Source organism: Streptomyces sp. NPDC005004 (genome assembly GCF_053600675.1).
Genome location: NZ_JBSGAH010000009.1, coordinates 271,693 through 284,139, shown reverse-complemented (window position 1 = coordinate 284,139; position 12,447 = coordinate 271,693). Strand labels below are relative to the sequence as shown.

Sequence of the window (12,447 nt, the reverse complement as noted above, 5' to 3'; positions counted from 1 at the left end):
GCCGAAGCGCACGCCGGGGGGAACGCGACGCCCCGCGGCCGGGGCGGCGCGGGGCGGTCGGGTGGGGCGGGGTCAGGTCGCCGGGGTGACCTCCCGCAGGTTTCCGGCGTTCACGAGGTTCGGGATCGTCGTGTTCGTCACGTACTGCGTGCCGAGCCCGGGCTGGCCGAACCACGGGCGGATCGGACCGGCCTCCACCGTGAACGGCTTGACCACCTTGTAGAGGTGGTAGTTGTACGCCGGGTCCGACGCGTTGTACTCGTCGAGGTTGGTCGGCGGAATCGCGCGCCGGATGTACGGGGTGCCCTGCGGGGCGAGGAAGTTGCCCCGGCCGCTGCCGAACAGGTCGACCATCTGGCCCGCCCTCAGCGTCCTGGTCTCGTGCACCGGGCGCCCGTCACGCAGGACGAACCCGTTGTTGTCCGGGTACCACCAGCCGGACTTGTTCTGCTGGTCGGTCTGCCAGTAGCAGCCCAGGAACCAGTACGGCGAGGTGCTGTCCTGCGGCTTCCAGCCGCGCAGCATCCGGGCGATGGGCCCGGTGCGGGGCAGATGGCTGGGGCCCAGCCGCCAGTCGTCCCGGTAGTACGTCTCCAGCCCGGTCGGCGGTGCCGTGGTCGTGCCGGGCGACCGGTGGACGGTCGGGCAGTCCTGCCCGGCGACGCCGGCGACCCCGGCACGAGCGCCGGCGGCCTCGACGGGGCCCGGGGCGAGGCCGATCAGCAGGAGCGGCGAGGTGAGCGCGCCCACCATGAGGCGACGCAGTAGCTTCATTCGAGTCTCTTCCCTGTCCCTTCCCGGCCGGTGCCACCCGGCACCGGACACACGGGCGTTGCCCGTGACGAGCCATTAGTGGCGGGCGAGGGAAGGCGAAGCCGGGTTGGTGCGGCCGGAAGACCTCCGAACGGCGCAGCAACGGAACCCGACAGGCGCAATCGTGTGAGCGGAGTCACGTGCGGGACCGTGTTGCTCCTGAGGACCCGGGGTAGCAGGGTTCCGGATGTGCTGCGGGGACGGCCGATCACTGGGGAGTGTCATGGCCGTCCCCGCGGTGTCTCCGTGAGAAGCGCGCCGCGAGGGTCTGGATCAGGCCGTCGGTCTCCGTGGCACGCCGGCGGACGCCCTCGCCGCCGGTGACGGCGCGCGGACGTCGGTTTCGGACAGCGCACCCGCACCGGGTGCCGTGAGTGAGGGGGCAGCAGGGGCATGATGAGCGTCCCGGGACGAGAGCCCGCTCAGAACGCCGGGCCCGGCGAGGAGGGTCAGTCCACCTCGTCGGGGCACGATCTCCGGGCACTGTTCGGCAGGTCCACCGCCGTCTTCGCCTCCCTCGCGGGCCCCGCCCACATGGTCGAGACCGCCAACGAGGCGTTCTTCGAGGCCATCGGAGGGGGCGAGCGGACTCGCACCGGGGTACCGCTGGGGCAGTTGATGCCGGAGCCGGCCGAGCAGGGTCTTCTGGCCCTGCTGGACCGGGTCTACCGCACCGGTACGCCGTACACCGAGTACGACGCGCGGGTTCTCGTGGGCACCGGGCCGGGTGCGCGCGAGGCGTTCTTCGACTTCACCTTCGAGCCGCGCCTCGACGTGGGCGGCAACTGCGTCGGGGTGCGGGTCGTCGGGGTGGAGACCACGCACCTCAAGCAGGCGCAGCGGCTGACGGCCGAACACCGTGTGCTGCTGGAGCAGATCGCCCGGCAGGCGCCGCTGGAGCAGGTGCTGGACGGCATGGCGCGGGCCATCGAGAAGCTGATGCCGGAGGAGGTGCTGGTCTCGGTGCTGCTCGCCGACGCCGACGGCGTGCGGCTGCGGCACAGTGCCGCACCCAGCCTGCCGGACTTCTACAACCGGGCCATCGACGGCATCGCCACCGGGGAGGGCGTGGGCTCCTGTGGCACCGCGGCCCACCGGCGCCGACCCGTCATCGTCAGCGACATCGCCACCGACCCGTTCTGGGACGACTTCCGCGACCTGGCCACCGCCGCGGGGCTCGCGGCCTGCTGGTCCACTCCGATCCTCGCCCGGGACGGCTCGCTGCTGGGCACCTTCGCGATGTACCACCGCGTGCCCCGCGAGCCGCAGGACTCCGACCTCGCCCTGGCCAGGGTGTTCGCCGAGACCGCCGCCCTGGCCATCGAGCGCCATCGGGCCGAGCGGGCCCGCGCGGAGGCGGAGGCGAGGGAGAAGGCCGCGCGCGAGGACCTGGCGTTCCTGCTGAAGGCCAGCACGGCGCTCACCTCGGACCTGGACCATCTGCAGACGCTCCAGGAACTGGCGGCCCTCTGCGTGCCCGCGCTGGGACCGCTGTGCGCGGTGGACATCGCCGAGGCAGGACGACTGCGCCGGGTGGCCACCGCGGCCCCCTCCGACGCGGCGGAGAGGCTCCTCGCCTCCCACATCCCGGTCTACGACGCCGAGGACGACGCGGTCGCCCGGGTGCTGGCGACCGGCGTGAGCGAGGTCGCCCGGCGCGCTCCCACGGGCCCGGGGCCCTGGCGGGATCTCGGCGTCACCGGCTATCTGTGCATCCCGCTGACCGACCGCGGCCGTACCTTCGCCACGCTGACCCTGCTCTCCACCGGTGGGCACGTGTTCGACGGTCACACCGTCGCCCTGGCGGAGGAACTCGCCCGGCGCGCGGCCTCCGCCGCCCACAACGCCCGCCAGTACACCCAGCGTGCCGCCCTCGCACGGGACCTGCAGGCCGGCCTGCTGATGCCCCGGGTTCCCGGCGTGCCCGGCGCGGGGATCGCCACCTACTATCACCCCGCCGGTGAGGGCCTCGACATCGGTGGCGACTTCTACGACGTCTTTCCGCTCCCCGACGGCAGGTGGGCGTTCCTGCTGGGCGACGTCTGCGGCCGCGGCGCCACCGCCGCCGCGACGACCGCCCTCGTGCGCCACACCGCCCGCGCCGTGGCCCGCCTGCTGCCCGACCCGCCGGCCGTGGTCCAGGCGATCAACCAGGCCCTCCTCGACCGGCCCACCGACCACGACGGGGGCTTCGTCACCCTCGTCTACGGCCACTTCGTCCCCGTGGACGGCGGCGGCCTCGACCTGTCCCTCGTCCGCGCCGGACACGAGTACCCCGTCCACATCGACGCCGGCGGAAACGCCCGGCCGGTGGAGGTCCCCGGCCCCCTCATCGGCATCGCCGCCGATCCCGACCTGCCCGCCCACCACATGCGCCTGTCCCCCGGTGAGAGCCTCCTGCTCCACACCGACGGCATCACCGAAGCCTGCGACCGGACCCGCGGCCAGTTCGGGGAGGAACGCCTGTTCCAGGCACTCGGCACGCTTCCGGCCGCCCACACCGCCGAGGACGCCGTCACCGCCCTGACCAGCGCGGTCCGCGCGTTCACCGGATCCGACGGCATCGACGACGACCAGGCGGTCCTCGTCCTGACCGCCCTCCGGGACGGGGCGCCCGGGCCGGTCCGGATCACCAACGAGTGCCCCTTCGAGCGGCGGGAAGGAGAATGGTCGACTCAGGGAGGCTGATGTGACGCGCGACGGGATGGGACTGACCGATGTGCTGGAGGCGGCGGAAGCCGCCGCTCCGGTGGCCTCGCTCGACGTGGTCGCGCGCAATCTGCGCGAGCGGTTCGGCGCGGAGTACGTGTCGTTCCTGTTCGTCGACCTCGTCAGCCGCAGCGTGGTCAGGGTGACCGAGGAGAGGGCCACCCAGCAGGGGCGCCGCGCCGAGCAGATCCCGCTGGCCGGCAGCGTCTACGAGGAGGTGCTGCGCACCCAGAAGGTGCTGCGGGCGGCGAACGCCGGGACGGGACAGCTGGTCCTCGCCCCGGTCACCAACCGCGGCGACACCATCGGGGTGCTGGAGCTGTGGCTGCCCGAGGTGACGGAGGAGGTGCTGGAGCAGGTCGCGGAGGCCGCGCACGCGCTGGCGTACATCGTCGTCACCGACCGCCGCTTCACCGACCTCTACCACTGGGGCCAGCGGACCACCCCGGTGAGCCTGGCGGCGGAGATCCAGCGGCAACTGCTGCCCTCCGCACCCTCCTGCGAAGCCGCCGAGTTCGCGCTGGCCTGCGCGCTCGTCCCGGCCGACAACATCGCCGGTGACACCTACGACTACACCCTCGACCACGACACCCTGCACCTGTCCGTCACCGACGCGATGGGCCACGACGTCCACGCCTCCCTGATGGCCACCTTGCTGGTCAACGCCTCGCGCGGCGCCCGCCGTGCCGGGGCGGACCTCGCCGAGCAGGCCCGCCGCACGCACCAGGCCCTCCTCGATCACGGACGGCGGACCTTCGCCACGGGCCTGCTGCTGCAAGTCGCCCTCGACGGGAGCGGGGCCCGGCTCGTCAACGCCGGACACCTCTGGCCGCTCCGACTGCGCGACGGCGTGGTCGAGACCGTCCCGCTGAACGTCAATCTGCCGTTCGGCGTCGCCGGAGAGCGGGGCCCGTACGAGGTGCAGGATCTCGACCTGCGTCCCGGCGACCGCCTGGTGCTCTACACGGACGGCATGCAGGAGCGGAATGCGGCGTCCGTCGACCTGCCCGGCATCATCGGTGCGACCGCCACGGAGCATCCGCGCGAGGTCGTCCGCGCCCTGGTCGACGCGGTCATCACCTGCGACGGCGACCTCAGGGACGACGCGACCGTGCTGTGCCTCGACTGGCACGGTCCCGGCGCGAAGGTACGCCACTGCGATGCGGGAGCGGACGCCTGAGAGGCGGCTCCTTGGGGGTGCCGGTACGACGGGTGCCAGGGTGACGGGTGCCGGGGTGACGGGTGCCGGGGTGACGGGTGCCGGGGTGACGGGTGCCGGGGTGACGAATCGGCCCCGAGGGGCGGACAAGGTGTCGGCATGAGCGTCGGCCAACCGCGCCCAGGGGGTACGACGCAGCGCATCCGGATCGCGAGCAGGGCCTCGGCGCCGGCCACCGCGCAGGTGAAGTGGTTGACGGGCGAGCCGGAGCGGACCGCCCCGGGCGTGGTGGCGGAGTTCGTTCCCGTCGGGACCGTGGGGGATCGCCGGAGCGGGTGACGCGGGGCTGGTCGAACAGCGCGACCAGGGCCCCAGGCGGCTCCACCGGCAGCGCCGTGAGGAGTTCGACGCCCGCTTCCCCGGCCTTCTCGACCTGACCCTGCGCGCCGACGGGAACGAGTAACGGGGCCCGCACACCGGCAGGTTGGCGCCACGGCCCGAAGTAGCCGCACCCGTCACGCGTAGCATTGACGTGCTCACGTCTCATCGCTACGTTGCGACAGCGTTTCGGCACCCACCGGCGCTCCCCGTGCGAGCCGCCTTGTCCTCCGCCGTGACAAGTCGTCGCCACGTGCACCTCGAACGACCCCGACACCCTCGACCAGGAAGCCCCGTTCACCTTCGAGACAACGTTGTCACCCCTACCCAGGAACCGCGTCGAGTCCGCCCCTCCCCCACTTCCCCAGGAGGCACATCGCGATGTTCGGGAACTCGTTGTTCAGCAGACGCCGGGGCGCCGCCCCGGTCGGGCCACGGTCGTCCCGGTCGCGCCGGGGGTACGCAGCCCTCGGCGCCGTGGCCGGGGCCGCGCTGTTCGGCGCCTACGCGCTGCCCGCGCCCGCAGCGGCGGCGGCCGCCCGCCCCGCCGACCTCGTCGCCCATCCGGCCGACCTGGTCAACCCGTTCATCGGCACGTCGAACGACGCCAACGACTTCCCCGGCGCGGACGTGCCCTTCGGCATGGTGCAGTGGAGCCCTGACACCTCCTCGCGGCCGCCGGGCGGCGGGTACGAGTACAAGGACTCCTCGATCACCGGGTTCAGCCTCACGCACATCGCCGGTCCCGGCTGCGGCGCGGCGGGTGACGTGCCGGTGCTGCCGACGGTCGGCGCGGTCAGCAACTCGGCCACCGACTCCTTCTCGCACGCCAACGAGTCGGCCACGGCGGGCTCGTACAAGGTCGCGCTCGACAACAAGGTGACCACCGAGCTGGCCACCACCACGCGGAGCGGGATGGCGCGGTTCACCTTTCCCGCGACCACTCAGGCGAACCTGCTGTTCAAGCTGAACGGCAGCCAGAACGGCGGTAGTTCGACCCAGTTCAACGTGGTGTCCAACACCGAGGTCAGCGGTCAGGTCACCAGCGGCCGGTTCTGCGGGGCCGGGAACAGCTACACCGTCTACTTCGACATGGTCTTCGACCGGCCCTTCGCCGGCAGCGGCAGCTCGCTCGCCGCGTCGAAGCCGGCGCCGCGCACCGAGCGGGCCGGGAAGAACGCGGCGGACAAGCCGAACCACCCGCGTCTGCACGGCGCCGGGCCGAAGGCGGCCGCCAAGGGCGACGCAACCCCCGAGGCCGCCGCGTCCAACGCCCATGTCACCTTCGACACCAGCTCGAACCAGGTCGTCCAGGCCAAGGTGGGCGTCTCCTATGTCTCCGTCGCCAACGCGAGCGCCAACCGCGCCGCGGAGAACCCCAACTGGAACTTCGACGCCGTGCGCACCTCGGCGCACGACGCCTGGGACTCGGCGCTCGGCAAGGTGCTGATCGGCGGCGGGACCTCGGACCAGCAGAAGATCTTCTACACCGCGCTCTACCACTCCCTGCTGCACCCGAACGTCATCAGCGACACGAACGGCCAGTACTTCGGCTTCGACGGCAGGACGCACCAGGTCGACTCCGGGCACCGGGCCGCGTACGCCAACTACTCCGGCTGGGACATCTACCGCTCCCAGGCACAGTTGGAGGCACTGGTCAGTCCCCAAGTGGCCTCCGACACGGCCCAGTCGATGGTGGACGACTACCAGCAGACCGGGATCTTCCCCAAGTGGTCGGAGAACAACGGCGAGTCCTATGTCATGGTCGGCGACCCGGCCGCGGCCATCATCGCCGACTACTACGCCTTCGGCGCACGGGACTTCGACACCTCGACGGCGCTCAAGGGGCTGCTGAAGCAGGCGAGCACCGCGAACAACGACCGGCCGGGTCTCAATTACCTCGACAGCCCCGGCTACGAGCCGCACGACGGCAGCTACGGCTGCTGCAACTTCTACGGCCCCGTCGCCACCACGCTGGAGTACGACACCGCCGACTTCGCACTCTCCGCACTCGCCGGTTCCCTCGGCGACAGCCAGAACCAGAAGACGTACGCCCGCCGGGCGCAGGACTGGCGCAACGTCCTCAACCCCGCCTCCGGTTTCGTTCAGCCGCGCAACGCCAACGGCGGTTGGACCGGCGGGTTCGACCCCACCAGCGGGACGGACATGGTGGAGGCCGACTCCTGGATCTACACGGGCATGGTGCCGTTCGACGTGGGCGGACTCGCCACCGCCAAGGGCGGCGACAAGGTGATGGGCGACTACCTCGACACCGTGCTGCGCAGCTACACCGGCGCGAACGGCTACGCCTGGGTCGGCAACGAACCGAGTATCGAACTGCCCTGGGAGTACGACTACATCGGTATGCCGTACAAGACCCAGTCCACCGTGCGCGCGGTGCAGGACCAGATCTGGTCCAACTCTCCCGCGGGACTCGCCGACGGCAACGACGACCTCGGTGCGATGAGTGCCTGGTACGTCTGGTCGGCGCTCGGCATGTTCCCCATGACACCGGGCACGTCCGATCTCGCCCTCGGTTCCCCGCTGTTCCCGCAGGCCCAGGTCACGCTGCCGTCGGGCAACACGCTCACGGTCAACGGCTCCGGCGCGGCGGACAACGCCCCCTACGTCCAGTCCGCGACCTTCAACGGCTCGGCGTGGAACAACGCCTACGCTCCGACGTCCGCGATCACGTCGGGCGGCACCCTCGGCTTCACGCTGGGGACCACGGCCAACACCGGCTGGGCGAGCGGGACTTCCGCCGCTCCCCCGTCGTACCCCGGTGACACCTCGGCGCCGGCCAAGCCCCGGGTGGGTCCGGTGAAGGCGGGTGTCGGTTCCTCGCTCTGCGTGGACGACGCCAACTCCGGTACGGCCGACCACACGGCGATCCAGCTCTGGACCTGCAACGGGACGTACGCCCAGGACTGGACGGTCGCCTCGGACGGCACCCTGCGCACCCTCGGCAAGTGCCTCGACGTGTCGAACAGCGGGACGGCCAACGGCACCCTCGTCCAGCTGTACACCTGCAACGGCACCGGCGCCCAGGCGTGGACGATCGGCTCGGACGGCTCGCTGAAGAACACCAACTCCGGTCTGTGCCTGGACGATCCCAACTCCGCCACGGCGGAGGGCACCCGGTTGCAGATCTATTCCTGCAACGGCTCGGCGGCACAGAAGTGGACGCTTCCGGCGGCGTAGCCGGTGGTCCGATCGCTCTCCTTCGCCCTGTCCTCGCGGAGCGGACAGGGCGAAGGCGTCTTCAATTGCGCGTGATCTGTGCGTGCACGGGTGATGCCGGCTCGCCGGCGGTCTGTGAGACGGCAGCTCAGCTCAGCGGCTTGGACAGCACCGCCTTGCGGTGACTGAAGGTCTCCAGCGAGTAGCGGCCGTGGTAGCTGCCCATGCCGCTCTCCCCCACGCCGCCGAAGGGCAGGTCGGAGACGGTGAGGTGGGCGAGGGGCAGGCCGTGACCCAGGCCGCCGGAGGAGGTCTCGGCGGCGATGCGGTCGCGGGTGCTGTCGGACTCGGTGAAGACGTACAACGCCAGCGGCTTGTCGCGGTCGTTGATGAAGTCCACCGCCGCGTCGAGGTCGGGCACGGTGACGATCGGCAGGATGGGTCCGAAGATCTCCTCCCGCATCACGGGCGCCTCGGGCGCGACGTCGGCCAGGACGGTCGGCGCGATGTACTTGTCCTCACGGTCGCTCGCCCCGCCGACCACCACCCGCCCGGAGTCGAGCAGGCCGGAGAGGCGGTCGAAGTGGCGCTCGTTGACGATCCGGCCGTACTCGGGCGAGGTCGCCGGCTCGGTGCCGTAGATGCCCTCGACCGCGCGGACGAGTGCCGCCTCCAGGGCGGGGGCGGTGTCCGGGTCGGTGAGGACGTAGTCGGGGGCGACGCAGGTCTGCCCGGCGTTGAGGAACTTGCCCCGCGCGAGCCGGTCGGCGACCACGTCGAGATCGGTGTCCCGGTCGACGAACGCCGGTGACTTGCCGCCGAGTTCGAGAGTGACCGGGGTGAGGTGCTCGGCGGCGGCGCGCATGACGACGCGGCCCACCGTGCCGTTGCCGGTGTAGAAGATGTGGTCGAAACGCTCGGCCAGCAGGGCCGTGGTCTCCGGGATGCCGCCCTCGACCACGGCGACCGCGTCGGTGTCGAGGTAGGCCGGGATCAGCTCGGCCAGCGCGGCGGAGGTCGCCGGCGCCAGCTCGCTCGGCTTCGCCACGACCGCGTTGCCGGAGGCCAGCGCGCCGACCATCGGGGCGAGCAGAAGCTGGGCCGGGTAGTTCCAGGGGGCGATGACGAGGACGACGCCGAGCGGGTCGTACTGCGTCCAGGCCGTCGCGTCGGCGCCGAGGTGCGCGGGGACCGGAGCCGGCTCGGGGCGCAGCCACTCCTCCAGGTGTTCCAGGGTGTGGTCGATCTCGCGGACCGTGAAGTCGATCTCCGTGCGGTGCGCCTCGGTGGCGCTCTTGCCCAGGTCGGCGTGGAGGGCGGTGGCGAGGTCGGCGCCGCGCTCGGTGAGCAGCGCGCGCAGGCGGCGCAGTTGCTCGCTGCGCCACTCGACGGACTTGGTCCGGCCGGTGCGGAACGTGTCGCGCAGGCGGGCGACGGTGTCGGCGGGCTGCTCGGTGGGGGCGTGGTTCACGGGTGCCTCGCGATCTCGGCTGACAGATGTAAACACCAACCTTTCAGGTGGCCGACCGCATTCCGCGCATTGCCCGGAATGACGCAGATCACGGCGAGCGGGCGCGCGGCGTCAGATGTCCGAGCCCGGCCCCAGCCGTACGTCCAGCCCGTCGTTCTCCGTCCAGAACCGGTCGTCCGCGTCCTGGAGGCGGGACGCGGCGTGGCGCAGATGGAGGCGGGCGGCGGCCTGAGCGGCCTCGGGGTCGCGGGCCTCCACGGCGGCCAGGATGGCGTGGTGCTCCTGGCGCACCGCCTCGATGAAGTCGCTGCGGCGCGCCTCGTTGGCGCGGGTGACGCGGATGCCGCCGCGGGCGACCTCGCCCAGGTAGCGCACCGTCTGGACGAGGACCGGGTTGCCGGTGGACTCCGCGATGGAGCGGTGGAAGGCGAGGTCCTCGTCGACACCGTCGCCGTCGGCCGCGACCGCCGCGTCCAGCGCGTCCAGTGCCCCGCGCATCCGGGCGATGTCGTCCGGCATGGCACGGGTCGCCGCCAGGGCCGCCGCCTCGCCCTCCAGCGCGGCGCGGACCTCGACGATCTGGAGCACCCGGGACTTGGTGCCCGGGGACTCCGCCTCCAGGTCGAGCGGCCGGGTGCGCCGGGGCAGGACGAAGACGCCGAGGCCCTGGCGCGGCTCGACCAGTCCCGCGTTGCGCAGCCGGGACACCGCCTCGCGGACGACCGTGCGGCTCACGCCGAGCTGCTTGACCAGCGCGACCTCGGTCGGCAGTTTGTCGCCCTCGGCGAGCCGCCCGGACTCGATCTCCTCCGCGAGGATCGCGGCGACCTGGTCCGCGAGCCGTATCGGACCGCTCACCTTGGAAAACATGCTTTTCAGTCTATCGATCCGCGCTCTGCCGCCCGGCTCCGAGCCCGGTGACGGCGGTCACCGCGTCGGCGTGGTCGGTGAGGTACTCCCGGACGACCGACTCGAAGTCCGGGTCGGCCGCCAGGCCCAGGGTGGCGGCGCGCGCGTTGTCGAAGTCGGCGGGCCAGGAGCCCACGATGGCCTCGACGGCGGGCTCGGGCGCGACGGTCACGAGGTCCGCGACCGCGTCCCCGGCCACCCGGCGAAGGGTCAGGAGCATCTCCTCGACCGAGACCGTCAGCGCGGGCAGGTTGACCGGCAGCCGCCCGTCGAGCTGACCGGGGCCCTCGCCGCGCTCCAGTTCCGCGACCCGGAGGATGCCCGCGACCGTGCGCCGGGGCGAGGCCAGGGCGACCCGCAGGGCGGGGTCGACGGGGCAGACGGCCGGCAGCCCGGCCAGCGGCTCCCGGACGATGCCGGACAGGAACCCGGACGCGGCGGCGTTCGGCTTGCCCGGCCGCACCGACACGGTCATCAGCCGCGCCACGCGTCCGTCCACGAAGCCACGGCGCGTGTACTCCGCGACGAGCTGCTCGCAGACGAACTTCTGCACGCCGTAACTGGAGCGTGGGGCAGGCAGCGTGGCCTCACTGACCACCTCGGGCAGCGGCAGCGCCGGGTCCGGGCCATACACCGCGACGCTGCTGGAGAACAGCAGCCGTACGACCGGTCCCCCGGCGGCGGACTGCGCGCGGGCGGCTTCGAGCAGGGCGCGGGTGGTGTCGACGTTGGCGGCCATCCCGAGGTCGAAGTCGGCCTCGCACTCGGCGGACACGGCGGAGGCGAGGTGGATCACCGCGTCCACCGGCTCGGCGAACAACTCACCCAGCCGTGCGGTCAGATCGCCCTGGACCACCTCCACGAGCGGGTCGGCGGTGAGCGGTGACGCGTCCGGTGTGAACAGGTCGGCCAGCACCAGCCGGTCCACGGGTACAGCGTTGAACGTCCGCGTCTCCAGCAGCCGTTCGGCCACCTGGCGGCCCAGGAAGCCGAAGCCACCGGTGATGACGATCCTCATGCGTGTGCTCCTCGGTAGTCGTGCAGCCAGCCGAGCCCCTCGCTCGTCCCGGCGCGGGGGCGGTACTCGCAGCCGGTCCACCCCTCGAAGGCCAACTCGTCGATGACAGCGAAGAGATGGCCGAAGTTCAGTTCGCCCGCGTCGGGTTCGTGCCGGTCGGGCACGCCCGCGATCTGGAGATGCCCGACCCGGCCGGTCGGCAGGTCCCGGCGCAGGACCGTGGTGAGGTCGCCCTCGGTGATCTGGCAGTGGTAGAGGTCCAGTTGGACCTTGACGTTGTCGGCGTCCAGCTCCCGTACGACAGCGTGTGCTTGGGTCTGGCGGTTGAGGAAGTAACCCGGCATGTCGCGGTGGTTGATCGGTTCGATCAGGAGGTCCACCCCGGTCGCGTCCGCCCGGTCGGCGGCCCAGGCGAGGTTGGCGAGGTAGGTGTCGCGGTGCCGGACGACATCTGCGGGGGCGGCTCCGGTCGGCAGCAGCCCGGCCATGACATGCACGCGCGGGCAGTCCAGAACGGCCGCGTACTCCAGTGCCCGGTCGATTCCGGCCCGTGTCTCCGCCTCGCGTCCGGGCAGTGCGGCGGTCCCGCGCTCACCCGCGTCCCAGTCGCCGGGCGGGGCGTTGAACAGCACCTGTCGCAGCCCGTGGTCGTCCAGCAGGCGACGCAGATCGGCGGCCTCGTACGCGTACGGGAACAGGTACTCGACGGCTTCGAAGCCGTCCGCCGAGGCCGCGGCGAACCGGGCCGGGAACGGGTGCTCGGTGTACATCATGGACAGGTTCGCTGCGAACCTCGGCATGGTCACTCCC

At 72.0% G+C, this 12,447-nt stretch carries 8 protein-coding genes and 1 pseudogene; 4 read left to right on the top strand and 5 right to left on the bottom strand.

The features are described from left to right. Positions 1-72: 72 nt before the first annotated feature. Complete coding sequence (locus ACWEEU_RS15790) at positions 73-774, bottom strand: TNT domain-containing protein (RefSeq protein ID WP_385742470.1); 702 nt, start codon at positions 772-774, stop codon at positions 73-75. 432 nt (positions 775-1,206) lie between these two features. Between ACWEEU_RS15790 and ACWEEU_RS15785 the strand changes: the two genes are divergently transcribed. The 4 genes and pseudogenes from ACWEEU_RS15785 (at position 1,207) to ACWEEU_RS15770 (ending at position 8,260) form a co-directional block, all read left to right on the top strand. Then, positions 1,207-3,501: a SpoIIE family protein phosphatase gene (locus ACWEEU_RS15785; protein WP_451732634.1), complete on the top strand. Its 2,295-nt coding sequence runs from the start codon at positions 1,207-1,209 to the stop codon at positions 3,499-3,501. 1 nt (position 3,502) lies between these two features. Continuing rightward, entirely contained in the window at positions 3,503-4,702 is a 1,200-nt protein-coding gene (locus tag ACWEEU_RS15780) for a PP2C family protein-serine/threonine phosphatase (protein ID WP_451732631.1), read from the top strand. A gap of 319 nt (positions 4,703-5,021) precedes the next feature. Then, positions 5,022-5,144, top strand: a pseudogene (locus tag ACWEEU_RS15775) (transcriptional regulator); the annotation flags it as partial. A 296-nt stretch (positions 5,145-5,440) separates the two neighbouring features. Continuing rightward, the gene (locus ACWEEU_RS15770) at positions 5,441-8,260 is read left to right on the top strand and encodes a lectin (RefSeq protein WP_451732628.1); all 2,820 of its coding nucleotides are present in this window, start codon (positions 5,441-5,443) and stop codon (positions 8,258-8,260) included. A 127-nt stretch (positions 8,261-8,387) separates the two neighbouring features. Here the strand turns inward: ACWEEU_RS15770 and ACWEEU_RS15765 are convergent, their stop codons facing one another. The 4 genes from ACWEEU_RS15765 to otnI all read right to left on the bottom strand — a co-directional run bounded on the left by ACWEEU_RS15765 (position 8,388) and on the right by otnI (position 12,437). Beyond that, a complete protein-coding gene (locus tag ACWEEU_RS15765; protein WP_451732625.1) occupies positions 8,388-9,710 on the bottom strand; it encodes an aldehyde dehydrogenase family protein in 1,323 nt (440 codons plus the stop codon). Between the two features lie 111 nt (positions 9,711-9,821). Then, positions 9,822-10,580, bottom strand: coding sequence for a FadR/GntR family transcriptional regulator (locus ACWEEU_RS15760; RefSeq protein ID WP_451732622.1), 759 nt, complete (start codon positions 10,578-10,580; stop codon positions 9,822-9,824). A gap of 10 nt (positions 10,581-10,590) precedes the next feature. Next, the gene (gene denD, locus ACWEEU_RS15755) at positions 10,591-11,637 is read right to left on the bottom strand and encodes a D-erythronate dehydrogenase (RefSeq protein ID WP_451732619.1); all 1,047 of its coding nucleotides are present in this window, start codon (positions 11,635-11,637) and stop codon (positions 10,591-10,593) included. Next, on the bottom strand, positions 11,634-12,437 hold the full coding sequence (gene otnI, locus ACWEEU_RS15750) for a 2-oxo-tetronate isomerase (RefSeq protein WP_451732616.1): 804 nt from the start codon (positions 12,435-12,437) through the stop codon (positions 11,634-11,636). The genes denD and otnI overlap by 4 nt, the downstream gene beginning before the upstream one ends. Positions 12,438-12,447 lie beyond the last annotated feature (10 nt).